The sequence below is a fragment of the Streptomyces sp. NPDC087901 genome, from assembly GCF_044742205.1.
GTDB lineage: Bacteria > Actinomycetota > Actinomycetes > Streptomycetales > Streptomycetaceae > Streptomyces.
In genome coordinates this window covers 175,347-201,141 of sequence record NZ_JBIUUC010000010.1, presented here as the reverse complement: position 1 = coordinate 201,141, position 25,795 = coordinate 175,347, and the positions used below count along the sequence as shown (strand labels likewise).

27 protein-coding genes and 1 pseudogene are annotated in these 25,795 nt (G+C 71.3%); 18 read left to right on the top strand and 10 right to left on the bottom strand.

The window, feature by feature from the left end:
• Position 1 precedes the first annotated feature (1 nt).
• Both ACIOEW_RS28110 and ACIOEW_RS28105 read right to left on the bottom strand, forming a co-directional pair.
• Complete coding sequence (locus ACIOEW_RS28110; RefSeq protein ID WP_401966897.1) at positions 2-208, bottom strand: hypothetical protein; 207 nt, start codon at positions 206-208, stop codon at positions 2-4.
• A 41-nt stretch (positions 209-249) separates the two neighbouring features.
• On the bottom strand, positions 250-783 hold the full coding sequence (locus ACIOEW_RS28105) for a flavoprotein (RefSeq protein ID WP_401966894.1): 534 nt from the start codon (positions 781-783) through the stop codon (positions 250-252).
• A gap of 123 nt (positions 784-906) precedes the next feature.
• Here ACIOEW_RS28105 and ACIOEW_RS28100 point away from each other — a divergent pair, with 123 nt between their 5' ends.
• From ACIOEW_RS28100 to ACIOEW_RS28075, 6 genes and pseudogenes are all read left to right on the top strand, one after another.
• Positions 907-2,088 carry a helix-turn-helix domain-containing protein gene (locus ACIOEW_RS28100; protein ID WP_401966892.1) on the top strand — a complete coding sequence of 394 codons (1,182 nt, stop codon included), beginning with the start codon at positions 907-909 and terminating at the stop codon, positions 2,086-2,088.
• Between the two features lie 308 nt (positions 2,089-2,396).
• Positions 2,397-2,660 (top strand): hypothetical protein, encoded by a 264-nt coding sequence (locus ACIOEW_RS28095; protein WP_401966890.1) that lies wholly within the window; start codon positions 2,397-2,399, stop codon positions 2,658-2,660.
• Entirely contained in the window at positions 2,657-2,830 is a 174-nt protein-coding gene (locus ACIOEW_RS28090) for a hypothetical protein (RefSeq protein ID WP_401966888.1), read from the top strand. The genes ACIOEW_RS28095 and ACIOEW_RS28090 overlap by 4 nt, the downstream gene beginning before the upstream one ends.
• A 127-nt stretch (positions 2,831-2,957) precedes the next feature.
• Positions 2,958-3,167, top strand: a complete 210-nt coding sequence (locus ACIOEW_RS28085) for a hypothetical protein (protein WP_401966886.1) — start codon at positions 2,958-2,960, stop codon at positions 3,165-3,167.
• Positions 3,168-3,316: 149 nt separating this feature from the next.
• Positions 3,317-4,231 carry a radical SAM protein gene (locus ACIOEW_RS28080; protein ID WP_401966883.1) on the top strand — a complete coding sequence of 305 codons (915 nt, stop codon included), beginning with the start codon at positions 3,317-3,319 and terminating at the stop codon, positions 4,229-4,231.
• Between the two features lie 12 nt (positions 4,232-4,243).
• Positions 4,244-5,378, top strand: a pseudogene (locus tag ACIOEW_RS28075) (protein-L-isoaspartate(D-aspartate) O-methyltransferase).
• 686 nt (positions 5,379-6,064) lie between these two features.
• Here ACIOEW_RS28075 and ACIOEW_RS28070 read toward each other — a convergent pair.
• Positions 6,065-6,937, bottom strand: coding sequence for an undecaprenyl-diphosphate phosphatase (locus ACIOEW_RS28070; protein WP_401966882.1), 873 nt, complete (start codon positions 6,935-6,937; stop codon positions 6,065-6,067).
• Between the two features lie 181 nt (positions 6,938-7,118).
• Entirely contained in the window at positions 7,119-7,832 is a 714-nt protein-coding gene (locus ACIOEW_RS28065) for a VTT domain-containing protein (RefSeq protein WP_362547811.1), read from the bottom strand.
• A gap of 49 nt (positions 7,833-7,881) precedes the next feature.
• Between ACIOEW_RS28065 and ACIOEW_RS28060 the strand changes: the two genes are divergently transcribed.
• The 4 genes from ACIOEW_RS28060 to ACIOEW_RS28045 all read left to right on the top strand — a co-directional run bounded on the left by ACIOEW_RS28060 (position 7,882) and on the right by ACIOEW_RS28045 (position 11,881).
• Positions 7,882-8,619 carry a DNA alkylation repair protein gene (locus ACIOEW_RS28060; RefSeq protein WP_401966880.1) on the top strand — a complete coding sequence of 246 codons (738 nt, stop codon included), beginning with the start codon at positions 7,882-7,884 and terminating at the stop codon, positions 8,617-8,619.
• Positions 8,620-8,922: 303 nt separating this feature from the next.
• Positions 8,923-10,092, top strand: a complete 1,170-nt coding sequence (gene tuf, locus ACIOEW_RS28055; protein WP_401966877.1) for an elongation factor Tu — start codon at positions 8,923-8,925, stop codon at positions 10,090-10,092.
• A 75-nt stretch (positions 10,093-10,167) separates the two neighbouring features.
• Positions 10,168-11,013 carry a patatin-like phospholipase family protein gene (locus ACIOEW_RS28050; RefSeq protein ID WP_362547820.1) on the top strand — a complete coding sequence of 282 codons (846 nt, stop codon included), beginning with the start codon at positions 10,168-10,170 and terminating at the stop codon, positions 11,011-11,013.
• A gap of 22 nt (positions 11,014-11,035) precedes the next feature.
• Positions 11,036-11,881: a spermidine synthase gene (locus ACIOEW_RS28045; RefSeq protein ID WP_401966875.1), complete on the top strand. Its 846-nt coding sequence runs from the start codon at positions 11,036-11,038 to the stop codon at positions 11,879-11,881.
• On the opposite strand, the gene ACIOEW_RS28040 is transcribed toward ACIOEW_RS28045, so the two are convergent.
• Positions 11,843-13,150 (bottom strand): MFS transporter, encoded by a 1,308-nt coding sequence (locus ACIOEW_RS28040; protein ID WP_401966872.1) that lies wholly within the window; start codon positions 13,148-13,150, stop codon positions 11,843-11,845. The genes ACIOEW_RS28045 and ACIOEW_RS28040 overlap by 39 nt on opposite strands.
• Positions 13,151-13,202: 52 nt before the next feature.
• Complete coding sequence (locus ACIOEW_RS28035; protein ID WP_362547829.1) at positions 13,203-14,312, bottom strand: hypothetical protein; 1,110 nt, start codon at positions 14,310-14,312, stop codon at positions 13,203-13,205.
• 154 nt (positions 14,313-14,466) lie between these two features.
• Between ACIOEW_RS28035 and ACIOEW_RS28030 the strand changes: the two genes are divergently transcribed.
• Entirely contained in the window at positions 14,467-14,904 is a 438-nt protein-coding gene (locus tag ACIOEW_RS28030) for a DUF4442 domain-containing protein (protein ID WP_362548008.1), read from the top strand.
• Positions 14,905-15,058: 154 nt separating this feature from the next.
• Positions 15,059-15,718: a DedA family protein gene (locus ACIOEW_RS28025; protein WP_362547832.1), complete on the top strand. Its 660-nt coding sequence runs from the start codon at positions 15,059-15,061 to the stop codon at positions 15,716-15,718.
• 31 nt (positions 15,719-15,749) lie between these two features.
• Here ACIOEW_RS28025 and ACIOEW_RS28020 read toward each other — a convergent pair whose 3' ends face one another.
• Positions 15,750-16,280, bottom strand: a complete 531-nt coding sequence (locus tag ACIOEW_RS28020; protein ID WP_362547835.1) for a gamma carbonic anhydrase family protein — start codon at positions 16,278-16,280, stop codon at positions 15,750-15,752.
• A gap of 169 nt (positions 16,281-16,449) precedes the next feature.
• Here ACIOEW_RS28020 and ACIOEW_RS28015 point away from each other — a divergent pair, with 169 nt between their 5' ends.
• From ACIOEW_RS28015 to ACIOEW_RS28005, 3 genes are all read left to right on the top strand, one after another.
• Complete coding sequence (locus tag ACIOEW_RS28015; RefSeq protein ID WP_401966870.1) at positions 16,450-17,187, top strand: acyltransferase; 738 nt, start codon at positions 16,450-16,452, stop codon at positions 17,185-17,187.
• Positions 17,188-17,398: 211 nt separating this feature from the next.
• A complete protein-coding gene (locus ACIOEW_RS28010) occupies positions 17,399-17,971 on the top strand; it encodes a helix-turn-helix domain-containing protein (RefSeq protein WP_401966867.1) in 573 nt (190 codons plus the stop codon).
• A gap of 44 nt (positions 17,972-18,015) precedes the next feature.
• Positions 18,016-18,576 (top strand): YbaK/EbsC family protein, encoded by a 561-nt coding sequence (locus ACIOEW_RS28005; protein ID WP_401966865.1) that lies wholly within the window; start codon positions 18,016-18,018, stop codon positions 18,574-18,576.
• 187 nt (positions 18,577-18,763) lie between these two features.
• Here the strand turns inward: ACIOEW_RS28005 and ACIOEW_RS28000 are convergent, their stop codons facing one another.
• On the bottom strand, positions 18,764-19,645 hold the full coding sequence (locus ACIOEW_RS28000) for an aminoglycoside N(3)-acetyltransferase (RefSeq protein WP_401966863.1): 882 nt from the start codon (positions 19,643-19,645) through the stop codon (positions 18,764-18,766).
• A 113-nt stretch (positions 19,646-19,758) separates the two neighbouring features.
• Positions 19,759-20,169 carry a CoA-binding protein gene (locus ACIOEW_RS27995; protein ID WP_401966860.1) on the bottom strand — a complete coding sequence of 137 codons (411 nt, stop codon included), beginning with the start codon at positions 20,167-20,169 and terminating at the stop codon, positions 19,759-19,761.
• 59 nt (positions 20,170-20,228) lie between these two features.
• On the opposite strand from ACIOEW_RS27995, the gene ACIOEW_RS27990 reads away from it, so the two are divergent.
• The 3 genes from ACIOEW_RS27990 to ACIOEW_RS27980 all read left to right on the top strand — a co-directional run bounded on the left by ACIOEW_RS27990 (position 20,229) and on the right by ACIOEW_RS27980 (position 25,323).
• A complete protein-coding gene (locus ACIOEW_RS27990) occupies positions 20,229-20,855 on the top strand; it encodes a YigZ family protein (protein WP_401966858.1) in 627 nt (208 codons plus the stop codon).
• A 242-nt stretch (positions 20,856-21,097) separates the two neighbouring features.
• Complete coding sequence (locus ACIOEW_RS27985; RefSeq protein WP_401966855.1) at positions 21,098-22,264, top strand: exonuclease SbcCD subunit D; 1,167 nt, start codon at positions 21,098-21,100, stop codon at positions 22,262-22,264.
• The gene (locus tag ACIOEW_RS27980; protein ID WP_401966852.1) at positions 22,261-25,323 is read left to right on the top strand and encodes an AAA family ATPase; all 3,063 of its coding nucleotides are present in this window, start codon (positions 22,261-22,263) and stop codon (positions 25,321-25,323) included. The genes ACIOEW_RS27985 and ACIOEW_RS27980 overlap by 4 nt, the downstream gene beginning before the upstream one ends.
• On the opposite strand, the gene ACIOEW_RS27975 is transcribed toward ACIOEW_RS27980, so the two are convergent.
• Positions 25,313-25,759, bottom strand: coding sequence for an Lrp/AsnC family transcriptional regulator (locus ACIOEW_RS27975; RefSeq protein ID WP_362547859.1), 447 nt, complete (start codon positions 25,757-25,759; stop codon positions 25,313-25,315). The genes ACIOEW_RS27980 and ACIOEW_RS27975 overlap by 11 nt on opposite strands.
• Positions 25,760-25,795: the final 36 nt, after the last annotated feature.

Sequence of the window (25,795 nt, the reverse complement as noted above, 5' to 3'; positions counted from 1 at the left end):
GCTATCGGGGCGGCGGCCCGTCGGGGTATCGGACGGCCTTCTTCAGTGCCTGCTCGACCTGATCACGTGGCTGGTCGGTCGCCTCGGCGTGGGTGGTGACCGCAGCTTGCACACGAGCCGCGGTCTCCACCGTCCGCCGGTTCTCCTGCTGCTCGGCCCAGGCCGCGCGTTCCAGCTCGATCAGCTCATCACTCAGTTCGATTGCCACGGGCTGGATCGTACGACCGGCCACTGACAATTAGCCGCAGGTCACGCCGTGCGGCGTGCGACGGCATCGAGGGCGAGGTGCCACGGGTACCCCTCTGGCCTACGCTCGCCTGGCTGGTTCGGCTCGAAGCCACCCGGGCCGTAGAGCACGGTCACGCCAGCCCCGCGCAACGTGGCCACCGATGTGTCGAACTGCGGGTGTTGCACGTAGGCGGCGTTTACGCACGGCATCGTCACTGTCGGAATGCGCTTGCCAATGCCCTCCGCGACGACCCCGACGACGAACGTCGACGTGAGCCCGAGCGCCCACTGATTGATCGTGTTGAACGTGGCCGGCGCGAGCAGGATGACGTCCGCCTTGGGCCATACGTCCGGCTGCCCGGGGAGCTTGTACTCCGAGCGCACCGGGTGACCGGTCAGACGCTCCAGCGCGGGCACGTCGTTCTCCAGCCATCGTGCAGCTGACGGTGTCAGGCCGAGGCATACATCCCAGCCCCGTCCCTGCGCCTCCTCGATGACGCTGGCCACCTCGAAGACTGGCGGCGCGGCCGAGCCGAACAGATAGAGAGTCGTCATGCCGCCATCCGACCACACACATGCAACCGCCCCCGAACCGGATGGAATCGGGTGCGATGCAGGGTCCTGCGCACGGGTGCGCGGGTACCGTTCCAGATGACGAGTCAGGAACGAGGTACCAGTATGCCCACACCCGACGACAGCAGCACAGGCGATCGCATCAAGGAGCACCGGCGGCGCGCCCGCCTCAGTCAGCGCGAGCTGTCGGAGCGGATCCCGTACTCGTACAGCCTGCTGAATCAGGTGGAGTGCGGGGCACGGGTCGCGAGTGCTGCGTTCACTGCGGCCGTGGCTGCTGCGCTCGGGATCGACACCACTTTCCTCACAGGACCGTCGCACGTGACCGATACGCAGCATGGGCGTCTCGCCGCCCTGGTACGCCCGATCCGCGAGTCGCTCGCCCTCTACGATCTCGCCCCGGGCGAGCGCACACCTGCGCGCCCTGTGGCCGAGCTGGTGCTCGACGCGGACCGCCTCTGCCAGGAGGTACGGGCAACGCACCTCAGGGAGGCGGCTCGGGCTCTCCCGGACGTCATCGGAGACCTGACCCTCGCCGCCACCACGGCGCCGACGACCGAGACGTGGCGGGCCCTGGCCTCCACCTACCGCACTGCCCATGACCTCGCCGTGAAGTTGGGCTTCCCGGACCTCGCCGTCGTCGCCCTTGACCGCATGGGGTGGGCTGCCGACCGAGCCTCTGACCCCTGCCTGGCCGCGATCCGCCAGTACCGCAGGGCGCTCGGGCACGCCGAGGCTGAGCAGGGCCTCGGGCGGCGGCTGGTGGAGGCCGGCCAGGCACTCGTCGCCGACCAGACGACGCGGGAAGGGCTGGCAGTCGCCGGGCAGCTTCATCTCGGGGCGTCGGCCGTGGCCGCGCGGGCCGGGGATAGCGGCGCCGTAGAGCAGCACATCGCCGCGGCCCGCGAGTTGGCTGACCGTGTTGGCGGTGAGGCCCCCGAGGTGCATTGGCTCAGCTTTGGCCAGATGAACGTGACCTTGCACGAGATGGGTGCGGCCATCACCATGCGCCGGTACGACGACGCTCTTGGCCAGGCCCGCGCCGTGAAACTCCCGCCGGCAACGCTCACGTCACGACGATCCCGATACCTCGTGGACCGTGCGCTGGTGGAGATGGAGACCGGGCACTTGGACGCTTCGCTGCGCCACCTGGCCGCAGCACGACGGACCGCTCCGGAGCAGACCCGCTACCACCCTCGGACCCGCGAGACAGTGACCGGGCTGCTCCACACAAGCCGCCGGACGTCGGATGCCCTCGTCGGCATGGCCACCTGGATCGGCCTGTAGCCGCACTCACAACGCTCACATTTTTGTGAGCGTTGTGCCTGTCACGCGCTGGCACGCTCGTCTCACCAGATCAGCGACGAGTCGGGGACTGCCATGACAGTGAGGGATTTACCGCCAGTCAGAGACCTCACCGAGCATCAGCAGCGCGGGTGGTGCTGCGTCTGGTGTCGCCACCCAGTCACGGTTGGCGCGGACGTTGACCTTGGCGAGCAGCGCGCCAGGCCACAGACCGGGGCCGCGTATTCGTGGTTCCCGCGGGCCTGCCTCGACACTGACGCCTGCGCAACGCGTGAAGTGGCGGTGCGCTGATGGCTGTTCGATCTGTGATCCGGCACGCGGACTGGACGATCGGTGTCGACCGTGAGCCGGGTGCTTCGGGCCCGGTGTACGAGGTGGAGTGCACGACGTGCATGGATCGGTCCGACGCCCACGCCGAGCGGACGCCGCCCGAGGACTGGGCGCTGAGCCATGCTGGCCGCAACCCTGACCACCGCGGCTACCGGGCGGTCATCACGTCCTTTCTCCGTGTCGCCCCGGCCCCTGGCAACCCGTTGTACAGGGAGGCGCTGTGAAGGCCCCGCAGGTGGGAACGATTTCGGGCTACTGCTGGGACCGCAACCCGCGCAGCGCCGGCCGCTGCGTACTGAACGCCGGCCACAGGGGCGACCACTACGACTGGTACGCCCGCCGTTCATGGGACCGGCCCGGCGCCGAGTGGCCGAACCGCGTCAAGGCCAGCTGAGCTCCCGCCTGTACCCGAGGCCGGCAGTGGCCGGGGTGCGGGCGGGTCTACCCCCGTCCCGGTTGCGTGGCTCGCGCGCCTGCACAGCCGGGACGGGCCAATCCGTCATCGATCTGTGGGGCTACCCGTGACCGCTCCTTCGTCGGCACCCCTTGGGAGCAGTTGCTCGCGGCAGGCCGACACACCTGGCAGTGCGGGTGGCGCCCTGCCGGCGCTCGGCAGCGCCGCTCAGGAGCAGGGCTGCCTGTCCGTGCTGGCGTCGCCGAGCTGTTTCGGGTTCCTGCTGTTCGTCTGCCTCTGGATCGGCGTCGTCGCCTGGCACGACCTCGCCATATGAGAGCGGCGCGCGGCGCTGTCTCCCCTCCCGGACTCCCGCCCGTAGACGGATGACGCCGATCGTCTGCGGGCGGGGCTCAACCCACCACCGGCGTACGGAGCCGGCACCCGCCGACTCGAGGACCCTGTCCCGCACAGAGGAGAGACACCATGACGATCGCCCCCCATGCCCCCATACAGGCCGTGCCGGAGTTCCTTGAGCTGGAGGTTACCGACCGGTGCCAACTGGCCTGCACCCACTGCTATGCCGAGTCGGGCCCGACCCGGGACCACGGCAGCATGTCCGTCGAGGACTGGACGCGCATCATCACCGAGGCGGCCGCCGGCGGCGCGAGGACTGTGCAGCTGATCGGCGGAGAGCCCACGCTGCACCCTGAGTTCGCCGCCCTCCTCGGTCACGCCCTGGAGGTGGGGCTGCGCGTCCAGGTCTACAGCAACTTGTACCGGGTGAGGGCCGAGCACTGGGGCCTGTTCGCCCACCCGCTGGTGAGTCTGAGCACGTCGTACTACTCCGACGACGCCGACGAGCACGACGCGATCACCGGCCGGAAGGGGTCTCACGACTCCACCCGGGCCAACATCGTCGAGGCTGTCCGCCGTGGGATCCGGGTCAAGGTCGGCATCATCCACATGCGGGACGGGCAGCGGTCGCAGGAGGCCGCGGCGGAGATGCGATCGATCGGTGTGAACCAGGTGCGGGTGGACGGTGTGCGGGGCGTGGGCAACGCCGCGAAGCCCACGTTGCTGCCCTCGACGTCGGAGCTGTGCGGGCGGTGCGCGGACGGCAAGGCTGCGATCCTGCCGGACGGTACGGTCGCCCCGTGCGTTCTGGGGCGATTCCTGCTCGCCGGTGACGTCAAGTCCCGTTCCTTGGCTTCGGTGTTCACCGGTCCTGAGTGGGCGCGGGTCGCGGCGAGCATTCCGCGGACCTACCGGGCCGGTTGCCTCCCGGACGAGGATTCGTGCATGCCTGCGCCCGCGAAGAGGGTCACGGCCTGCAACCCCGACAGCGACGGTTCGGACTGCTCCCCGGCCGAGAGCGACGCCTGCGAGCCCGCCTACTAGGAGGAGATTCTGATGGGCTGGGAGACCCATGCCCGGCGCCTGGCCGACGCGGTGGTGCGGCCTGAGTCGCGCTGGTACGAACCGCTGGCCACCACACCCCGCCACGTGTTCGTACCTCGCTGGTGGCGCAGCGGGGAAGGGGGTTGGCAGCTGCGCGACGGGGTGGCCGACGCCGAGGCGTGGATGGCGGCCGCGTACTCGGACCGCACCTTGGTCACCCGGGTCAGTGCCCTGCATGCGGACGATGCCGACCCGGGGGCTGTGGTGGGGCCGGGCGGGTTTTCCCACGTCGTCGTCCACGCTGCCGGGGCTGGTGGTGATGATGCACCGGCACGCGATGGTCACCGATGACACCCGCCTGTTGGTGACGACCGGCAGCGGGTACGGCACAGCGCTGATGTGCCGCCGTCTCGGCGCCGGCCAGGTGACGAGTGTGGACGTCGACCCGCACCTGGTGGGGACCGCGCGCGAACGCCTCGACTCCATCGGGCTGCGCCCGCATCTGGCCGTCGCCGACATCACCGGGCCCCTGCTGGGTGAGTACGACCGGATCGTTTCCACCGTGTCCGTACGGCCGATCCCGACCTCGTGGCTGGAGGCGCTGCACCCCGGCGGGCGGCTCGTAACGACCATCGCCGGGACAGGGCTGATCCTCACCGCTGACAAGACGGCGGACGGCGGAGCAATCGGCCGGGTCGAGCCCGACCCGGCCGGCTTCATGCGGACCCGGCACGGCGCGGACTACGACGCCCCCGCGAACGGGGTGTGGGCCGTGGCCGAGCGCGGGGACGGGGAGGAGGTGACGACGTGCCGGTATCCGCTGCTGTATCCCGCCGATGCCTGGGACGTCATGTCGATGCTCGCCCTCGCGGTTCCCGACGTTGAGTACCGGAGCCACGAGGACGGGGATAGCCGCACCGTGTGGCTGCTGCACGCTGACGGCTCCTGGGCCCGTGCCACCTCGACCGGGTACCTCGACTCGCCCACCGTCCACCAGGGCGGGCCCCGGCGTCTGTGGCGGGAACTCCAGCGGGTGAGGAACCGGCTCAACCGGGCGGGCACACTTCCCGTCTACGGCGCCCGGGTCACCATCACGCCGGACGGTGCAGCGACCCTGTCGCGAGGCGGGTGGACTGCCACCCGCTGACTGTCGTGTCCCGAGCACGGTGGCCCTTCATCGATACGGAGGAGGGCCGCCGGGCTGTCGCGGAGGCTGGCGAGACGCGGCGACGGGGAAGGATTCAGCCACTCGGGCCTTTCGTTCGAATCGCCACAAACAGTCCGTGCGCCCACGGGTGCACCGATGCGTGACGGAACGGGAATGGACGGAAGGAACGGGAAAGGGCGGGGGCTGCAGCCCAGGTCAGACGGGAAGTGCCTGGTCAGGGACTTGCGCGGGTCCGGTTCGAGTCCGGTTCCGAGCCGTCGGTGAGCTCATGGAGCGTGGGACCGCAGTCTTTGCGTGGAGGGGCTTTTCGTGCCATCGCTGGCGAGCTCCGTGTCAACCCGTGTGTGGGCGACGGTAGGTCGCGACAGGCCCTTGAGTGGGATGAGTCGCATTTGCTTGTTCTTGTGAACAGCCACGGCGCGGCGCATCTCGGGTGCCTCCGGCGCCAGCGGGGCCGGTCAGCTTGGGCTGGCTCAGAGTCACAGAGAAGGGCCCTGTGTGGGCCCTTCTCTGTATCCGCGACTTTGCGTTTGCATCCCGTTCAGTTGCGTGTCTTCCGGTCTCCTTGTCGGGAGATGAGTGGGAGAAAAGTGGGAGATGATCATGGTGCGCAGATGCGTGGAGGTGCCTGAAAGTGCTAGATGCTGCTAGGTATGGGCGCTTGATTAGCCTGCCGATTCACCCGCGTGCGGGCTCAGGGATCCCGCGCCAACCAGGATGAACAGCACGATGCCCAGAATGATCCGGTAGATCACGAACGGCATGAAGCTCTTGGTCGTGATGAACTTCATGAACCAGGCGATGACCACGTACCCCACACCGAACGCGATGAACGTCGCGAAGATCGTCGGGCCCCACGAGACATGGCCCTCGCCCGCGTCCTTGAGCTCGAACACGCCGGAGGCGAGCACCGCCGGGATGGCGAGCAGGAACGAGTAACGCGCCGCTGCCTCACGGGTGTACCCCATCAGCAGACCACCGCTGATCGTCGCGCCCGACCGGGAGACGCCCGGGATCAGGGCCATCGCCTGGCAGAAGCCGAAGATCAGGCCGTCTTTGACGCCGAGCTCCTTGAGCGACTTGCGCTCCTTGACGGCCCGGTGCTTGCCGCCGGTCTCGTCGCGTGCCGCAAGGCGGTCGGCGATGCCGAGGACGATGCCCATGACGATCAGCGTGGTGGCGATCAGGCGCAGATCGCGGAACGGGCCCTCGATCTGGTCCTTGAACGTCACACCGAGCACGCCGATGGGAATCGAGCCGACGATGACGAGCCAGCCCATCTGCGCATCATGGTCGCCGCGCATCGAACGGTCCGTCAGCGACTTGAACCACGCCGAGACGATGCGGACGATGTCCTTGCGGAAGTAGATGAGGACTGCGGCCTCCGTGCCGATCTGGGTGATCGCGGTGAACGCCGCGCCAGGATCGTGCCAGCCGGCGAACGCCGCGGTGAGCCGCAGATGCGCGCTGGAGGAGATCGGAAGGAACTCGGTCAGTCCTTGAACGAGGCCGAGGACGAACGATTCGAACCAGCTCATGGGGCTTGGGCCATCCCGGAGTGATCATGCATCGGCCGACGGCTTCGAGCCGTCGGCAACGTGCGGATTGCGGTCGTGTGATGACAGGGCCGCACCGGGCCCGGAGATCGTCATTCGGTCGCGGGCAGCGTATCGCCCCCGGATGAACACTTTGACGACTACCCCCGCGCAGCCCGCCGCATCACTCCGCGCCCAGCCGGTGGCGCCGGCGCCAGGCCACCCAGGCCCCGCCCGCACCCGTCAGCACGATGAAACCCATCGCGGCAAGAAAGGCGGGCGAGGTCGGCGAGGAGGCCGAGCTCCCCGCCACCACGTACGCGGCGGTGTTCGGGATCGACCCGAGGCCGGTCGCGACGAGGAACGGGGGATACCCCATGCGTGAGACGGCGGCGCAGTAGTTGGCGGCGGCGAACGGCACCCCGGGGAAGAGCCGCAGCGCAAGCATCGAACGGAAACCGTGCCTGCTCAGCTGCCCGTCCGCCGCCCGCATCCAGCGCCCGCGCAACAGCGTACGCAGCGCCTCCTGCCCGAGGACCCGGCCGAGCATGAACGAGACGCCCGCCCCCAGCACCGTGCCCGCCAGGGCCGCCGCCAGCCCGGCCTGCGTGCCGAACAGCGCACCGGCGGCGAGATTGAGCAGGGGTCTCGGCACGAAGGCCACCGTGCAGACGCCGTACGCGAGGCCGAAGAGCGCGACCGCGGCGGCCCCGCCGCTCAGCTGGGCCGGCCAGCCGGAGGCGAGCAGCCGCTGGGGTTCCAGGAGCAGCATCGTCGTCGCGGCGGCCATGAGCACCGCTACGAGCAGGGAGAGCCGGGACCAGGGCGACAGCAGCACCCGCGTGCAGCGCACGGCGAGGCCACCTGCGGGCCGGGTGGCGGGGACGGGGTCGAGCATTCGGGGAGACTAACCGACACCCATGGGTGATCGCCGTAATGTGACCGTTATGAGCGGTGGAGCCGAACAGGTCGGGGAGAGCGCCGCGCCAGGCCCCGCCCCGCCCCGCAGCGTCCTCGCCGATACGCTGCTGGAGCGGCTGGCCCAGCTGTACCCCACGGCCGCCGACCCTGTGCGTGCCCGCTCCGCCGCCGCGTACATGAAGCACGTCGCACCCTTCCTCGGCATCCCCACCCCCCGTCGCCGGGCGCTGTCCCGCACCGTCCTCGAAGGCACCGCACGCCCCACGGAGAAGGACTGCGCGGCGATCGCGCTGCGCTGCTGGGCACTGCCCGAACGCGAGTACCACTACTTCGCCGCCGACTACCTGCGCCGCCACGTCGCACGCTGCTCGTCCGGATTCGTGCCGGTGCTGCGCCACCTGGTCACCACGGTGTCCTGGTGGGACACCGTCGACATCCTGGCCGCCCATGTCGCGGGACCGCTGGTGGCCGCCGACCCGGAGCTCCGGCGGACCATGGACGAGTGGATCGAGGACGACGACCTCTGGATCGTTCGTACCGCGCTGCTGCACCAGCTCCGCTTCAAGGACGCCACCGACACCCGGCGGCTCTTCGCCTACTCCCTGCGCCGGGCGGAGCACCCCGACTTCTTCATCCGCAAGGCGATCGGCTGGTGCCTGCGCGAGTACTCCAAAACGGACCCGCAGGCCGTGCGGGACTTCGTCGACGGCGCCCGGGACCGGCTGGCGCCGCTGTCCGTACGAGAGGCCACCAAGCACCTCTGAGGAGCGCCGGACCCAACCCCCTTACCGCCTGCAGAAATTCGCTCGACGGGCCGACAGCCGTCGGACATGATCGAGACATGTTCCGGTACGCCTTCCTCGCAGCGCAGTCCGCAGTCGCGGACACGCCGAAGGCTGCCGTGAACCCCCTCGCAGCAGTTGTCGCAGCAGCGTTCACCGCTGCCGCAGCGCCCATCGGCGGCGCCCGAAGCTGACCCTCCTCCGACTGTCCGGCGGACCCCGCAAGGGGAGGGTCGGCCGGGCCCCGGGGTCCCCTCTCCAGCTTCGCATCCCAAGGAATTCACCATGCCCAAGACGGCATACGTGCGCACCAAGCCGCACCTCAACATCGGCACCATGGGCCACGTCGACCACGGCAAGACCACCCTGACCGCCGCCATCACCAAGGTCCTCAGCGACCGCGGTACCGGCACGTTCGTCCCCTTCGACCGCATCGACCGGGCGCCCGAGGAGGCGCAGCGCGGCATCACCATCAACATCGCGCACGTCGAGTACGAGACCGGCACCCGGCACTACGCGCATGTCGACATGCCCGGACACGCCGACTACATCAAGAACATGGTCACCGGCGCCGCCCAGCTCGACGGGGCGATCCTCGTCGTCTCCGCGCTGGACGGGATCATGCCGCAGACCGCGGAGCACGTGCTGCTCGCCCGTCAGGTGGGTGTCGACCACATCGTCGTCGCTCTCAACAAGGCGGACGCGGGTGACCCCGAGCTGACCGACCTGGTCGAGCTGGAGGTGCGCGAGCTGCTGTCCGCGCACGGCTACGGCGGCGACACCGTGCCTGTCGTGCGGGTGTCGGGTCTGCGGGCACTGGAGGGCGACCCACGCTGGACCGCGGCGGTCGAGGCGTTGCTCGACGCGGTCGACACGTATGTGCCGATTCCGGTCCGCTACACCGACGCGCCGTTCCTGCTGTCGGTGGAGAACGTCCTGACCATCACCGGCCGGGGCACGGTCGTCACCGGCGCCGTGGAGCGCGGCACCGTGCGTGTCGGCGACCGGGTGTCGGTGCTCGGTGCGGACATCGAGACGGTCGTCACCGGCCTGGAGACCTTCGGTAAGCCGATGGAGTCCGCCGAGGCCGGCGACAACGTCGCGCTGCTCCTGCGCGGGGTCGAGCGCGACCGGGTGCGCCGCGGGCACGTCGTCGCGGCGCCCGGCAGCGTCACCCCGAGCCGGCGCTTCACCGCGCAGGTGTACGTCCTGTCGGGGCGCGAGGGCGGCCGCACCACTCCGGTCGCCACCGGCTACCGGCCGCAGTTCTACATCCGCACCGCCGACGTCGTCGGCGACGTGGACCTCGGCGCGGCGGCGGTCGCGCGGCCGGGCGAGACGGTCACCATGACCGTCGAACTGGGCCGGGACGTACCGCTGGAGTCCGGCCTCGGTTTCGCCATCCGTGAGGGCGGCCGCACCGTCGGCGCGGGCACCGTGACCGGACTGCTCTGAGCCGTACGGCCGTTCCGGGTCCGTCTCCCGCACCCCAGGGGAGGCGGACCCGGTGCCGTGCGCAAGACTGACGGCATGGCAGACACAGCATTGGTGCTCGGCTCCGGCGGCGTCACCGGGAGCGCCTGGGAGACCGGAATCCTGCACGGGCTCGCGAAGGCGGGACTGGACCTGTCCACCGTCGACATGATCATCGGCAGTTCGGCCGGTGCGATCGTGGGCGCACAGCTCGCCTCCGGAATGATCGGACTGCCGCAGCTGTACGAACTCCAGCTCGCCGAAGCCGCCGGCGAGCGGGGCGGCAGACTCGGCCCGGCCACTGTCCTGCGCTACGCACGGGCCGTGCTGACCTCGCGCACACCGCAGGCGTACGCGCAGAAGCTGGCCCGCATCGCCCGTGAGGCGCGTGTGGACCTGTCGCCGGAGGAGCGGCGGGCGGTCATCGCGAGCAGGCTGCCCTCGCCGGCGTGGCCGGAGCGTCCGCTCCGCGTCACCGCGGTCGACGCGGTCACCGGTGAGCTGCACACGTTCGACAAGGACGGCGACGTGTCCCTGGCGGACGCCGTCACCGCGAGCTGCGCCGTCCCCGCCGTCTGGCCCGTCGCCTCCTTCGGGGGGCGGTCGTGGATCGACGGGGGAGTGCACTCCCCGGCCAACGCCCATCTGGCCGCCGGATACGAGCGCGTCGTCGTCATCGCGCCGACGGCCGCCGGTAACAAGGCCATCGCCTCGCCCCGCTCCCAGGCGGAGGAACTCGCCGCGCAGGGGGCCCGGACCGTTGTCATCACCCCGGACGCCGCGGCGAAGAAGGCCTTCGGCCGAAACCCTCTCGACCCCAGCAGCCGGGCCGCCGCAGCCCGTGCCGGACTCGCCCAGTCGGCAGCGCACACCGAAGCCGTCGCCGCGGTCAGGAACAGCTGATCCCACGCCGCACAATGGGGGCGTGAACGAGTCGATACCCGTCATCCGCGACGTGGACCACGGCACCGCCAGACTGCTCCCCGATGTGGACCGGGAGCGGGCCTGGCTGCTCACGGTCGACGGCGCACCCCAGTCGTATGTCGACCTGGACGCGCCGGAACACCTGGAATTCGAGTACGCGCGACGGCTGGCCCACGTCGTGGACTGCGCGGCCGGAGCGGGCGCGCCGCTGGACGTCCTGCACCTCGGCGGCGGCGCCCTCACCCTGCCCCGCTACGTCGCCGCGACCCGGCCCGGCTCCCGTCAGGACGTCGCCGAGGCGGACCGCGCGCTGCTCGGCCTCGTCACGGAACACCTGCCGCTGCCCGAGCGCAGCGGAATCACCGTGCACGCAGCGGACGCCCGCAAGCAGCTGGAGGAGACGGCCCCCGGCTCGGTGGATCTGGTGATCGCGGACGTCTTCGGCGGCTCACGGGTGCCGGCCCACCTGACGTCCGTGCCCTACGCCCAGGCCGCGGCACGGGCCCTGCGCGCGGACGGGATCTACGCGGCCAACCTGGCCGACGGGGCGCCCTTCGGCTTCGTGCGCTCGCAACTGGCGACCTTCGCGACCGTTTTCGGGGAGCTGGCCGTGATCGCCGAGCCCGCCGTGCTGCGCGGGAGGCGCTTCGGCAACATGGTCCTCGTCGCGTCACGGGAGCCCTTCGACACGGCCGCGCTCACCCGACGCTGCGCCGCCGACGCGTTTCCGGCCCGGGTCGAGTACGGCGACGCGGTGGCCGCGTTCCTCAAGGGCGCCCGGCCCGTGGGCGACGACGAGGCGGTCGCCTCACCCGAGCCGCCCGACGGGGCTTTCAGCATCGGCTGACGCCGCCGGGACCTTGGCGAGCACCTCGGTGGACGTGGTCCGGCGGGTCAGGTTGCGTACGTCCGGTACGAACAGCACCGCGCCGGTGACCAGGACGACCAGGCCCGCACAGCCCCACAGCGCCTGGCTGCGGCCGATCAGCGACTCCACCGGGCCGGCGAGGGCGGTGGCGAGCGGCACCATGGCGACCGAGCCGAACCAGTCGTACGCCGCGACGCGGGACAGCTTCTCCTCCGGGATCTCCTGGTGCATGGCCGTCATCCAGGAGACGCCGAACACCTCGATGGCCGCCCCGCTGACGAACATCACCAGACAGAGCCCCTCCACCGGCAGCGGGACGGCGAGCCCGGCCGAGGGCAGGGCGAGCGGGAAGACGCAGAGCGTTCCGGCGAGCAGCAGCCGCCGCGGCTTCCACCGAACCATGAGCAGCCCCCCGGCCACGGTGCCGACGCCGAAAGCGGCGAGCGCGAAGCCCCAGGGACGGGCGCCCCCGAGCTCGTCCCTGGCGACCAGTGGCCCGTAGACCGCCTCCGCGGCCCCGACCGCGGCGACGACCACGGAGAACTGCGCGACGACGGCCCAGAGCCAGGGGCGCCCGATGAACTCCTGCCAGCCGTCACGCAGATCGGCGATGAGGCCACCACCCGGTGCCCGGGCAGGGATGTGGCTGACGTCGAGGAAGGCGCGCAGGGCACCCGCCAGGGCGAAGGCGGCGGCATCGACGGCCAGCACCCAGCCCGGATCCATCGCGGCGATCATGGCCCCGCCGAGCGCCGCGCCGCCGATGGCCGCGCCCTGCATGGCCATCCTGAACAGGGCGAAGGCGCGGCTAGCCTGTTCACCGCTGACGCTGGACATCAGCATGCCCTCGGCCGCGGGGCTGAAGAAGGCCTGTCCGGTCCCGCACAGCGCGGTCAGCAGCATCATCTGCCAGAGCTGCGGGTCACCGGCCAGGACCACCCAGGCGAAGGCACCCTGTGAGACGAAGTTGAGGGCGTTGGCCGCGACCATGACGCGGTGACGCGGCAGGCGGTCCGCTATCGCCCCGCCGATCAGCAGGAAGAGCACCAGAGGGGCGGTCCTGGCGGCGGCCACCAGACCGACGTCACCGCCGTCGCCGCCCGCCTGCAGGACCGCGAAAGCCGCCGCGATCAGCGCGCCATGGGTGCCCAGGCCCGTGATGATCGCGGCGGCGGTCAGCAGCCGGTAGTTGCGGCCCGCCGGGGTGGGGCGGTCCGAGCGGGGTGCGGGGTCGGCTGCGTCAGTCACTCAGGGACTATCGCGGCAGTGACCCCGTTGTGCCAAATGCATTCCGGCCGGGTCAGGACTCGGTGATCTTCACCAGCCGCACCGTGCTCAGGATCTTCTGGATCGTCGCGTCCGGCAGCTCGCCTTCGACGCCTGTCGCGCCGTACAGCACCCAGGAGGAGAACGCACCGCTGCTGTTCTTGAAGGTGAAGGCGATGGTCTTGCCGTCGCTGTCGCACTTCGTCTTCTTGGTGACGTTCGGGGCGGTGGCGGTGACCAGGCTGCCCGTCAGTCCCGACTTGGTGGTGTACTGCTTGGCCTTGCTGATCTTGATGGTCTTCTTCGGCATGTGCTGCGCGTACGCGCCCCACGCCCAGGTGCCCGCCTCGTTACGGGCGTTCAGAGCGGCGTCCGTGGCGCCCTCCGCGCCGCGGGTGCCGGTGCCGGCCAGGCTGTAGTTCTCCTTGGTGCCGTCCTTGTCCTCGTCGTCGACACACCACTTCTTCTTGTAGTCCGCCGGCGCGGAGAAGCCGATGAGCGGCGGCTTGTCCTCCTTCGATTCGTCCTCGAAGTACGAGAAAATGCCGGGGGCCGCGACCTCCCAGTCGCCGGGCACGTCGAACTGGGTGCCCCACTTGGGGTTGGTCACGACCTTCCAGCCCGCGATGAGCGGCTTGGCGTCCCCGTCGGCGCCGCGCGGGTTCGCCTCGGGTGAGGACGCGGCGTCGGAGGGCTTGGCGGGCGCGGACGACTTCTTGTCGTCGGCGACGTTCTTGCCGTCCTTGTCGTCGTCCTTGTTCAGCACGACGACACCGGTGACCGCCGCGGCCACCACGACCGCGGTCGCCGCGACGATGGCGACGACGGTCGTCTTCTTCTTGTCGTTGCCGGGCTGGGGCCCGCCGGGCGGGCCGGGCACCGCGTACTGCGGAACGGTCGGCTGCTGATACGGGTTGGGCTGCGGGTTTCCCGGCTGACCCTGCTGCGGATAGCCGTACCCGGGCTGCTGCCCGGGCTGACCCTGCTGCGGGTAGCCGTACCCGGGCTGCTGCTCGGGACCAGGCTGCTGGTACCCCGGCTGCTGATAGGGGTTCGGCTGCTGGTACCCCGGCTGCTGGTACGGGTTCTGGTTCTGGTCCTGCGGGTTTTGCTCGCCCCCGGGCGGCTGCTGTCCTGGCCACATGGCGAGTAACGATAGAGGTGCGCCGCCCCGGCGGCTACGGCCGCCCCCGTGAGCGGACGGTGAAGGATGCGACGGGGCCGCAGGCGCATGTCTGCGAGACCATGGCCAAACACCACTACTCGTGAGTAACATCTGGCCCATGAGCGCTGAACAGATGACCGCGGGCGAGATGGTCGCCGCGTCGGTTCCTATGGTCCGGACCCTCAACCTCGAATTCCTGGAGTCCACCGCCGAACGCGCGGTGGTCCGCATGCCGGACCAGGCCGACTTCCACAACCACGTCGGCGGACCGCACGCCGGCGCCATGTTCACGCTGGCGGAGTCGGCGAGCGGGGCCATCGTCATGGCCGCGTTCGCCGACCAGCTGACGCGGGCCGTCCCGCTCGCGGTGAACGCCGAGATCGCCTACAAGAAGCTGGCCATGGGCGAGGTCACCGCGACCGCCACGCTCGGCCGTCCGGTGGCCGACGTCGTCGCCGAGCTCGACGAGGGCAAGCGCCCCGAGTTCCCGGTGGCCATCCGGATCCAGCGCGCCGACGGTGGCGTGACCGGTGAGATGACCGTGCTCTGGACGCTGCGCCCGAACTCCTGACTTCGGCTGTCCCCTCCCGGGGCCGCCACGCACCCGGGAGGGAGCGGGCGGCCCTTCGTGCTGTCCGGGGCGACAGGGCGACCGGTAGGCTTCCCGCCGTGCGCCGAGGAGTTGTCCGGCGGGCGATGAGGACATCACTACGGAGGAACCGGCGTTGCACATCCAGGAATGGCTGGAGACCGTCCCCGCGATCAGCGTGTACGTCCTGGTGGGCGTCGTCATCGGGCTGGAGAGCCTGGGCATTCCGCTGCCCGGTGAGATCGTCCTGATCAGCGCGGCGCTACTGGCCGCCGGACACGACGGGATCAACCCCTGGATCCTGGGCGCCTGCGCCACGGCCGGGGCGGTGATCGGCGACTCGATCGGCTACGCCATCGGCCGCAAGGGCGGACGCCCGCTGCTCGCCTGGCTCGGAGGGAAGTTCCCCCGGCACTTCGGTGAGAGCCAGATCGCCCTGGCGGAGCGGTCGTTCCAGAAGTGGGGCATGTGGGCGGTCTTCTTCGGCCGCTTCGTCGCACTGCTGCGCATCTTCGCCGGACCGCTCGCGGGTGTCCTGCACATGCCGTACTGGAAGTTCCTGACCGCCAACGTGCTCGGCGGAATCGCCTGGGCGGGCGGCACCACGGCAGTCATCTACTCCGTGGGTGTCGTCGCCGAGGCGTGGCTCAAGCGGTTCTCGTACCTGGGACTGGCACTCGCGGTCCTGATCGGGCTCGCCTCGATGCTGATCCTCAAGAACCGGGCGAAGAAGGCGGCCGCGCAGTCCACGGCCGAGTCCGCACCGGAGCCGGGGTCCGTACCGGTCGCCGACTGACGAGAGCCGGGACCGGCCCGGGCCCGCGCGCTCAGTCCTCGTACGCCTGTCGGTGGGCCTTGGCCAGCTCCACGTACCCGACCGCGTTGAACTTGATGCCTTCGAGCTCCTCCTCGGTCAGCTGCCGCTTGACCTTGGCGGGCACGCCCGCGACGAGCGAGCCCGGCGGAACGCGCATCCCCTGCGGGACGAGGGCCTGGGCGGCGATCAGCGAACCGGCACCGATGTGGGCGCCGTTGAGCACAGTGGCACCCATGCCGACGAGGACGTCGTCCTCGATGGTGCAGCCGTGCAGTACGGCGTTGTGTCCGACCGAGACGCGCTCGCCGACCGTGACGGGGAAACCGGGGTCGACGTGGACGCTGCAGTTGTCCTGGATGTTCGATGCGGCGCCGATGACGATCGGGCCGCAGTCCGCCCGCAGCACCGCGTGGTACCAGAGGCTGGAACCCGCGGCCATCGTGATCTCGCCGATCGCGACCGACGTCGGTGCGGTGAAGGCATCCGCGTGGATGACCGGCTCCTTGCCGCCCATGGCCTTGATCAACGCCTGCTCTGCCATCGCGCGTCCTTCCGTGCTCCGGTGATGTGGGCCGCGGTCCTCCGGTCGCCGCCGGACGGTCCCGCCCGGGAAACGGTATGCGACGCGTGCGCGGCCCCGTGGTCCGGTGGGGTGAAGATCACAGGGCGGCGCGGCGGCCGCCCGCGGGCCCGCCGACTACCGTGTGCGAGTGCCGAAGAACAGAAACACGTTCTCCTCCCTGACCGCCTGGCGGCGGCGCGCCCTGTCCGGGGCCGTCCACGGCTGCTGGCGCTGGGTACAGAAGACGGGTGCGATCACGGCGGCACACCCCGGCGGGCTGCGGTTCGGCCGCATCGGCGAGGGCACCCGGCTGGCCTTCCCGCAGGGCACGGTGTTCGGGGAGCCGTGGATCGAGCTGGGCGCCCACTGCGTCATCGGTGAGCAGGTCACTCTGACGGCGGGGCTCATGCCTGATCTGGATCTGGGACCCGATCCGATCCTGACGCTCGGGGACGGCGTGGTGCTGGGCCGCGGGAGCCATGTCGTCGCCGACACCACGGTGACCATCGGCTCGGACACGTACTGCGGCCCGTACGTCTACATCACCTCGACCAACCACAGCTACGACGACCCGCAGGAACCGGTCGGCAAGCAGTGGCCGCGGATGGAGCCGGTGGCCATCGGCCCCGGCTGCTGGATCGGCACCGGAGCGGTGATCCTCCCGGGCGCCAGACTCGGCCGCAACGTGGTGGTGGCGGCGGGCGCGGTGGTACGCGGCGAGGTGCCCGACCACGCGGTGGTGGCCGGGGCACCGGCCCGCGTCGTACGGAGCTGGGACGCCGAGAAGGGGTGGCAGCCGCCCCTGCGGACGCCTGCCCCGGTACCGATCCCCGAAGGCGTGACCCCGGAGCAGCTCCTTGCGGTGGCGGAGCTCGACGAGAGCTGAGGCCCTCACGATCGCGTCTGCCCTGGCGAGAACCGGCTACGGTCACGGGTGCCCGTGCTGAGCGGCGATCGGGCTGCTGTCGTCGGCCGCGAGCGCCGGGGCGGACGGCGCTGGCATGAGCGGGCCTCGCAGTACAGTGCGATGAACGGTTGGGTGCACCGCACCGTAGTGCAGTATTTCCGACCCGGTCATCCATGACTTTGGACGGAATGTGACTGATCTCGACCAGCTGACCCAGTCCCTCGCGCGGAACCTCAAGCGCTGGCGGGGTGAGCGTGGCTTCACCCTGGACGCACTCGCCGCGCGTGCCGGGGTCAGCCGCGGAATGATCATCCAGATCGAACAGGCCCGCACCAACCCCAGCGTCGGCACCACGGTGAAACTCGCCGACGCGCTCGGGATCAGCATCACCACGCTGCTCGACCACGAACAGAGCGCACCGGTCCGGCTGGTCCCCGAGAGTCAGGCCGTCCTCATGTGGTCCACGGAGGCGGGAAGTTCCACCACCCTGCTGGTCGGAACCGAGGCCCGGGGCCCGCTGGAGCTCTGGTCCTGGCAGCTGATGCCCGGCGAAGGCAGCGCGTCCGACCCGCACCCCGAAGGAACCGTGGAACTTCTCCACGTCACCGCCGGCACCCTCACCCTGGTCGTCGACGACACCACGTACGCCGTACCCGCCGGCACCTCCGCCACCTTCGAGGCGCACCACGCGCACGCCTACCGCAACGAGGGCTCCGATCCGGTCGGAATCACCATGGCCGTATCGATCCCGCCCGTCAGGTGAGACACACAACCGGGAAGGGGCGAGGGGTTGTTAGCGTTGCGCGCATGCGCGCACCCATCGGCTCCTTCGAGGACGCCCAACCCGCTGCCGACCGTCTGGAAGTCCTGACCGCCCCGGTGGCACGAGCGGTACGCGAAGGCTGGGGCGGCGTTCCCGCCGAGCAGATCATCCACGTCGACACGGACCCGGAGATCGCCGACACGGCGGCCTTCGTCGAGCACCACGGAGCCGACCTGCTGAACCGGTCGGCCAACTGCGTCGTGGTGGCGGGCAAGCGTGGCGGCGAGGTCACCCTGGCCGCTTGTCTCGTCCTCTCCCGCTGCCGAATCGACGTGAACGGCGCCCTCCGCAAGCAACTCGGTGCCCGCAAGGTCAGGTTCGCCCCGATGGACACGGCGGTCGGCGAGACGGGGATGGAGTACGGCGGCATCACGCCCGTCGGACTCCCCGACAGCTGGCCCCTGTTGATCGACTCCGCTGTGGTGGACGAGGAGTGGGTCCTCATCGGCAGCGGCACCCGCCGGGGCAAGCTGATCATGCCGGGCAAGGCGCTGGCGGCGCTGCCGGGCGCTGTTGTGGTCGAAGGCCTGGGAATCGTCGGCTGAGGCTGCCGGCCACCGGGTCGGCACGGTGGAGCGTCGGGGTGACGGGGCGTTCGGTCCCCAGCAACTTGCAGAGCGACTGCTGCAGGAGCCAGTAGCAATCTTGAGAACAGTCCGTTCCTGCGGGCCACCCGCTGCGCAGTTTCCACGGCCCCCTCCACGCCTCGGCGCCCGTGAAGAATCCAGAGCCTTATGCCGACGGGTAATAGGGGGCCTGGTCCCGGGCGTTCGGCGGATGCTCCGGCACACCACCGCGGTGCGCCGTCAGCCATTGCGTGGCAAACGCGACCGCAGCCGGGAACCGGAACAGGCGGCCCGTCGCGGAGCCCACCGGGGCGGTCCGGGCAGCCGTGCCGTGGTCGGACCGCTCGAAGTCCGCGCCCAGCGCCGCGAAGTCGCTGTCGTCCAGCGCCACGTCCTCGTACTCCCACCACCGGCGCCCTTCGCGGTCCCGCACCACGCATCGGTAGGTGCGGCGAGGCGGGAACGGGACGCGGTACTCGGCCAGGTGGAACGCCGTGCAGGAGGCGAAACCGGTGCCGAGCAGCAGAATCTGGGCCCTCAGTTCATGGAGGCGGGCCAGCGGTGAGTCCTCGCCCAGGTGGCAGTCGAGGTGATGGTCCGCCACCACGTGGCCGGCCAGCGGGCCGAGCGCGGCGAAGGAGGTCTGCGGGTGGGCGCTGCGGGCGGAGCCGGGGGCGAGGCGCACCGCTTCGGAGAGCCGGCCCATCGACGGGGCCGCCGTGGTGGACGGATCGAACGCGGGCATCGCCGCCCGTACGGCTTCCCGATCCTGCTCGCCGAGGCCGCGGACCCGGGCGCGGTACTGCGGGGAGGTGTCGGAGTTCTCCGGGGTGAAGGCCGGGACCACCAGCGTGCCCTCGGGGCCCAGTGCGTCCCGCAGGGCGGCCGCGACCGTATCCACGCCGCCGTCCGCCGCCCCAAGGGCGCGCAGTGACGCGTGCACCATCAGCACGCCGCCTCGCTCGACGCCGAGCGAGGACAGCTGCCCGGCCAGACGGGCCCTGCTGTGCGGAACGGTCGGCACCCTCGGGGTGTGGGCAGCACTCACAGCAGGTCAGTGTCCCAGTCCGGAGCGGGGTGTGACACCCCGCACATGTGACCGGGCGCCCACGGCGGCCTTCGGCGGTCCGGTGCGGGGTGTCCGGGACGCCTGCGGCGGCCCTACCGGTCCAGCGCGGGTATCTCGATGGCGGGGCAGCGGTCCATGACCATGTCGAGCCCGGCAGTCCTCGTGCGCCCGTACGCCTGCTCGTCGATCACGCCGAGCTGGAACCAGACCGCCGAGGCGCCGATCGCCACCGCCTCCTCCGCCACCGCACCGGCCAGCTCACTGTTGACGAAGACGTCCACCACATCGACCGGGAAAGGGATGTCCGCCAGCGAGGCGTAGCCCTCCTCGCCGTGCACCGGCTCCGCCTTGGGATGGACGGGTACCACCCGCTTGCCGAAGCGCTGGAGCACCTCGGCCACCCCGTAGGCCGCGCGCGAGCGGTTGTTGGACAGCCCCACCACCGCCCAGGTGTCGCCGGTGTCCTTGAGAATCCTGCGGATCGTCTCCGTGTCTGCGTACATGATCCGCACAACGGACGGCCGCTCCGGACCATTCCCGCAGCTGCGCATAGGGTGGCCGGATGCAGGAGCAGTACCGGACAGTCGCCCGCGCGGGTGTGCACGAGACCGAGATCAACCGATCGCGCTTCATCTGCGCGCTCGCCCCCGCCGCCACCGAGCAGGACGCGCAGGACTTCGTCGCACGCGTCCGCCGGGAACACCCGACCGCCACGCACAACTGCTTCGCGTACGTGATCGGCGCCGACGCCTCCGTGCAGAAAGCCAGTGACGACGGCGAGCCGGGGGGTACCGCCGGCGTCCCCATGCTGCAGATGCTGACGCGTCGCGAGATGCGGTACGTCGTCGCCGTCGTCACCCGCTACTACGGCGGGGTGAAACTCGGCGCCGGCGGACTGATCCGGGCGTACGGCGGAGCGGTCGGCGAGGCCCTGGACACCATCGGCACGCTCACCCGCCGGCGGTTCCGGGTCGTGACGGTCACCGTCGGCCATCAGCGCGCCGGGAGGCTGGAGAACGAGCTGCGGGCCACCGGGCGCACCGTTCGCGAGGTCCGGTACGCGGAGGCGGTGACCATCGAGATCGGGTTGCCCGACGCCGAGGTGGAGGAGTTCCGGCGCTGGCTGGCCGATGCCACGGCGGGCGAGGCGGAACTGGCGCTGGGCGAAGAGGCGTACGGGGACGCCTGAGCGGTCGCTCGTTCCCGCCGGCCAGGTGCCGCCCCCGGCCGCGGGGCGCAGCTGCCCGGAGCCGACTTCCCCGCAGCCGCCCCGGCGGCGTCCCCGGTGGTGGGAGACTGTGGTGCGTGAGGGAACAGGGGCAGGGGCGCGCAGTGTGGTGGGCGCCGTCTCCGGGCCCCTGAGCCGGCACCGTGCGCGGCCGGGCCGGACCCGGGGACGAGGAAACGAAACATGCAGGTCGGAGCCGGCTCTTGAGGATTTTGCACACATCGGACTGGCACCTGGGCCGGTCGTTCCACCGCGTCTCGTTGCACGAGGCGCAGGCCGCCTACCTGGACCACCTGGTGGCCACCGTGCGCGAGCAGGAGGTGGACGTCGTGCTCGTCGCGGGTGATGTGTACGACAGGGCCGTGCCGCCACTCTCCGCCGTGGAGCTCTTCGACGACGCGCTGCACCGGCTCGCCGCTGCCGGGGTACCCACCGTGATGATCTCGGGGAACCACGACTCCGCCCGGCGGCTCGGCGTCGGCGCCGGACTCATGGGACGGGCCGGCATCCATCTGCGCACCGAGCCCGCCCAATGCGCCACCCCCGTCGTCATCCCGGACGCGCACGGCGACGTGGCGTTCTACGGCCTCCCCTATCTCGAACCCGCTCTCGTCAAGGACGTGTTCAGGGCCGAGCGGGCGGGGCACGAGGCCGTGCTGACAGCCGCCATGGACCGGGTCCGCGCCGATCTCGCCGGGCGGCCGGACGCCACCCGGTCCGTGGTCCTCGCCCACGCCTTCGTCGCGGGCGGCGAGCCGAGCGACAGCGAACGCGACATCACCGTCGGCGGAGTGGCGGCCGTCCCCGCCGGGGTCTTCGACGGGGTCGACTACGTGGCCCTCGGGCATCTGCACGGCTGCCAGACGGTCGCCGAGCGCGTCCGGTACTCCGGTTCCCCGCTCGCGTACTCGTTCTCGGAGGCCGCCCACCGCAAGACGATGTGGCTGATCGACCTCGACGCCACGGGCGCGATCGCCGCGGAGCGGATCGACTGCCCGGTGCCCCGCACCCTCGCCCGGCTCCGGGGCCGGCTCGATGACCTCCTGGACGACCCCGCCCTCGACCGGCACGAACACTCCTGGGTCGAGGCCACCGTCACCGACCCGGTCCGCCCGGCCGAGCCGATGGCCCGTCTCGTCGAGCGCTTCCCGCACACGCTCAGCCTCGTCCTCGAACCGGACCGCGCACCCGACGACCCGCACACCTCCTACGCCCAGCGGCTGCGGGGACGCGACGACCAGAGCATCGCGGAGGACTTCGTGGCCCATGTCCGCGGCGGATACGGCATCGACGAGCACGAGCGGACGGTGCTGCGCAGCGCCTTCGACCACGTACGGGTCGACGACGGCGTGCGCGAGGTGAACCGATGAGGCTCCACCGGCTCGACATCACGGCCTTCGGCCCGTTCGGTACCACCCAGGAGATCGACTTCGACGCGCTCTCCGCGGCCGGGCTCTTTCTGCTGCACGGACCGACCGGCGCCGGCAAGACCTCGGTCCTCGACGCCGTCTGCTACGCCCTGTACGGGGCCGTGCCCGGCGCCCGGCAGAGCCCCGGCACCTCGCTCCGCAGCGACCACGCCCCGGCGGACCTGCCCACCGAGGTCCGGCTCGAACTCACCGTCGGCGGGCGTCGCCTGGAGATCACCCGGCGCCCCGCCCAGCCCCGCCCCAAGAAGCGGGGCGGCGGCCACACCACGGAGAAGGCGCAGAGCCTCCTGCGTGCGTACGACGCCGAGCACGGCTGGCAGCCGCTGAGCCGCTCGCACCAGGAGATCGGTGAGGAGATCACGCAGCTCGTCGGGATGAGCCGGGAACAGTTCTGCCAGGTGGTGCTCCTGCCGCAGGGCGACTTCGCCCGCTTCCTGCGGGCCGACGCGGAGGCCCGGGGCAAGCTGCTCGGCAGGCTCTTCGACACCCGCCGCTTCGCGGCCGTCGAGGAGCGCCTCGCCGATCTCCGCCGGGCCGCCGAGAACCAGGTCAGGGCCGGGGACGAACAGACCCTCGCGCTCGCCCAGCGGATCGCCCAGGCCGCAGGACCGGCCGGGCGCGAATGCCCGATGCCGGAGGTCCAGCCGGGCGAACCGGGACTCGCGGACGCCGTACTGGCCTGGGCCGCGACGGCCCGCAGCAGCGCCCGGGAGCGGCTCGATATCGCCGCCGAGGTGCTGTCCGCGGCCGACAGCCGCCATGCGGCCGCCAGGTCGGCTCTGGACGCAGAACGGGAGCTTGCCGCGCTTCAGCAGCGGTACGCCGAGACCAGGCGTCGCGCCGCAGCGTCGGAGGCGGGCCGGTCCGGGCACGACGACGCCACGGAACAGCTGAGCCGGGCCCGCAAGGCGGACCGCGTCGCCCCGGCACTGGAACTGCGCGACGAAGCCGAGCGGACGTACCGAGGCGCGAGCACGGCCCGCGACCGCTCGCGGTCCCGGCTGCCGGGCAGCCTGGCCGACGCCGGCGCCGAGCAGCTCGCTGCCCTGGAACGCAGACTGCGCGAGGAGCTCGGCGGACTGGACGCAGCCCGCCGCGCCGAGCGGCGCAGCGCGGAGATCGACAGCGAACGCACCGCGCTGGAGCGGCAGGCGCGGGCCGATGACGAACTGATCCGTGACGCCGAGGGCTGGCTCGCCGACTGGGAGACCACCCGCAGCGGGCTGCACGCCCGTATCGAAGCGGCGCAGGAGGCCGCGACCCGCGCCGAACTGCTGGCCGGCCGGCTGGATCCGGCCCGGCGACGCCTGGACGCGGCCCGCCGCCGGGACGCGCTGGCGGCCGAGTCGTCCACTGCCGAGGACCGGCTCGCCGGGACCCGTGAGCGCGCCCTGGGCACCCGTGAGCACTGGCTCGACCTGCGCGAGCGGCGGCTCCGCGACATCGCGGCCGAACTCGCGCGGGAACTCGTCGAGGGCGAGGCCTGCACCGTCTGCGGCTCCGCCGACCATCCGAAGCCGGCCCGCGCCGGTGACGGGCATGTCGACCAGGCGACGGAGGACGCCGCGGAGGCCGCCCACCGGCGTGCCGAGCAGGCACGCACCGAGGCGGAGCACGCGCTCGGAGCCGTACGGGAACGCTATGCGGCAGCGCGTGCGGAGGCCGTGGAGGGCGTGGAAGCGGCCGGTGCCGACAGTGCGGCGGGCGCGGGCGCGGCGGCGGACCCGACGGCCGACGCACTTGCCGCGCTCGTGGACACACTGACCCGTGAGCACGCGCAGGCGTACCGGACCGCCGCCGGGATGCACGCCGCGCGCGAGGCGCTCGCGGCCGCCGAACGAGAGCAGGCGCAGCGGGCCGAGGACCGGCAGCAGGCCGAACGCCGGGCTGCGGCCCGCACCTCCCGGCGCGAGGGCCTCGACGGTGAACAGGCCGCGCTGGAAGAGGTGCTGGCGCAGGCACGGGGCGAGTCGGGCAGCGTCACCGAACACGCGGCCCTCCTGCAGAACCGGGTCACTCTGCTCATCGAGGCGGCCACGACGGTGCGCGAGGAAGAGAGCGCGGCAGCGCGGCTCAAGGAGGCCGACGGCCGGCTCGCGGACGCCGCGTTCCGGGCCGGCTTCGAGACGCCGCAGGCCGCGGCGGACACCCTGCTCGCCGAGTCCGGACAGCGTGCGCTTCAGCACCGCATCGACGCCTGGCAGGCCGAGGCGGCCGCGGTGGCCGACCGGCTGGCCGAGACCGAGGCCCGTGCGGCCGCCGACCGCGCCCCGGCCGCTCCGGAGGCCGCGCGCACGGTGTACGACGCGGCCGAACGCCTGCTGCGGGACGCGTCGGCAGCCCTCGCGTCGGCACGGGAACGCTGCGCCGAGCTCGGCCGGCTCTCCCGCCGCGCGGCCGACGAGGTGCGTGGCCTGGGGCCGGTGCGCGAGGAGTACGAACGGGTCGCACGGCTCGCCGGGCTCACCGCAGGCACGTCCGCGGACAACGAACGCAAGATGCGGCTGGAGTCGTACGTGCTCGCCGCCCGTCTCGAACAGGTGGCGGCGGCCGCCACCGCCCGGCTCCGGCGAATGTCGTCGGGCCGCTATCAGCTGGTCCACTCCGATGCCCGTACGGGAGGCCGCAGGGCCGGTCTCGGCCTGCACGTCATCGACGCCTGGACGGGGCGCGAACGCGACACGGCCACGCTTTCCGGCGGCGAGACGTTCTTCGCCTCGCTCGCCCTGGCGCTCGGTCTCGCCGACGTGGTGACCGACGAGGCGGGCGGCGTACGGCTGGACACCCTGTTCATCGACGAGGGTTTCGGCAGCCTGGACGAGCAGACCCTCGACGAGGTGCTCGACGTGCTGGACTCCCTGCGCGAACGGGACCGCAGCGTGGGGATCGTCAGCCATGTCGGCGATCTCCGCCGCCGTATCCCCGCCCAGCTCGAAGTGGTGAAGGAACGGCACGGATCAGCCGTGCGGCACCGGGCCGGGGACGGAGTCAGCGGCTGACCGCCCGCCTCGGAAGCGGCGAGGAGTAGACGACGCTGGTGGTGACGGAGCCGAGGGAACCGATCTTCCCGGAGACTGCCTCCAGATGCTTCATGGAGCGGGCTGTCACCTTCAGCACGAAGCAGTCGTCGCCGGTGACGTGATGGGCCTCCACGATCTCCGGCGTCGTGTCGAGGAGGTCGTGGAACGGCTTGTAGTTGCCGTTCGGATACCGCAGCCGCACCAGGGCGAGAATCGGCAGACCGAGGCGCTCCGGGTCGACCACCGCCGCGTACCCGCTGATGATCCCGGCCTCCTCGAGCCGGCGCACCCGCTCCGTCACGGCGCTCGACGACATGGCGACTGCCCGCGCGAGCTCGGCGAACGTCGCGCGTCCCTCGCGCTGAAGCACGTCGAGAATGCGCCAGTCGGTGGCGTCCGGGGAATAGTCGGTCATGCGCAAAGGAAACAGGGAATTCCCCGGCGGGACAAG